Source organism: Polaromonas sp. P3_C2, from assembly GCF_056402675.1.
Window position 1 is genome coordinate 1 of the sequence record NZ_JBFUGX010001102.1, and the last position, 842, is coordinate 842.

Annotated in this window: 2 protein-coding genes; both read right to left on the bottom strand. The window is 60.4% G+C overall.

All coding sequences use genetic code 11. From position 1 onward, the window contains the following. A partial coding sequence (locus tag AC1DWI_RS24905) for a TRAP transporter large permease subunit (protein ID WP_477726147.1) occupies window positions 1-336 on the bottom strand: 336 nt, incomplete at its 3' end. 139 nt (window positions 337-475) lie between these two features. Then, on the bottom strand, window positions 476-842 hold a 367-nt coding region (locus AC1DWI_RS24910), incomplete at its 5' end, for a TRAP transporter small permease (RefSeq protein ID WP_477726148.1).

Sequence of the window (842 nt, forward strand, 5' to 3'; positions counted from 1 at the left end):
GGTGGCCACAGAGGAGCCGGACACTGCCGCAAAAATCATGCAAGTCAGCACGCAGGTCATGGGCAGACCGCCTTGCACGCCTCCCACAATGCTTTTGGCGAATTCGACCAGCCGGCGCGAGATGCCGCCGGTTTCCATCAGGTTGCCGGCCAGGATGAAGAAGGGAATGGCGGCCAGCGGAAACTTGTTGATCGAGGAGAACATCTCCTTGACTGAAATCAGCATGTTGGCGTTGGACGCCTGGATACCGAAGATGGACGCCAGGCCGATGGAAACGGCCACGGAAACGGTGAGTGCAAAGCACAGCACCATGGTCGAGATCATTACCGCGGTCATTCTTGGCCCCCACGGTCACTCACTTTGAGCCTGCGGCCGTTCCCTGCCCCTTGCACGGGGAAAGGGTCCGCCGGCCTGCGGCCCGGCAAAGCCGGTTCCGCGGCCCCTGCTTGAACGGGGTGAAATCCATCTTGGGTTTTCATTGTGCTGTCTCCAGTTCATTGCGCTGCGTGTCAATCAGGTTGCCGATGATGCCGATCACGCAGAACATGCCGCCGATCGGCATGGCCACATAACCCCAGAACATGGAAATGGATTCAAGGCCGGCCATGGACTGCACACGCCCGCGAAGGGAATAGTCCCAGCCCCACCAGACGATGACTGCGACGAGGGCCAGAGYGGCGATGCAGACCAGCCAGTCCAGCACCCGCTGGATGCGGGGTGGGCTCCAGCGGTAGAGCACATCCACGCTGACCATGGCGCCCTGGCGGAAAGCCATGGGAATTCCCATAAAGACCATCCAGATCAGGCTGAGGCGGATCAGAATTTCACTCCACTCTGCAGGC